The organism is Merdimmobilis hominis, assembly GCF_016901855.1.
Classification (GTDB): Bacteria; Bacillota; Clostridia; order Oscillospirales; family Ruminococcaceae; genus Paludihabitans.
This window is the reverse complement of sequence record NZ_JACJKY010000094.1, coordinates 1-226: the sequence shown is the minus strand read 5'-3', so window position 1 is coordinate 226 and position 226 is coordinate 1. Positions and strand designations below refer to the sequence as shown.

General features: G+C 42.0%; 1 rRNA gene. It reads right to left on the bottom strand.

Annotated elements, in window-relative coordinates:
* Window positions 1–95 (bottom strand): 16S ribosomal RNA (locus H6A12_RS13225); the annotation flags it as partial.
* Window positions 96–226: the final 131 nt, after the last annotated feature.

Sequence of the window (226 nt, the reverse complement as noted above, 5' to 3'; positions counted from 1 at the left end):
AAGATGAAGCAAGCTTCTTCTTAACTCCGTTCGACTTGCATGTGTTAGGCGCGCCGCCAGCGTTCGTCCTGAGCCAGGATCAAACTCTTAATTGAATGGTATCACTTCGTAAGATCTCTCTTACGCTGTAATCGTTTATCCTCGCTCGTCTTATCACTGTCGTACTTACTCGTAGAATTAAATCGGGTCGATTTATTCTTTCTTCGTTTTACCTTACATTGTTTAA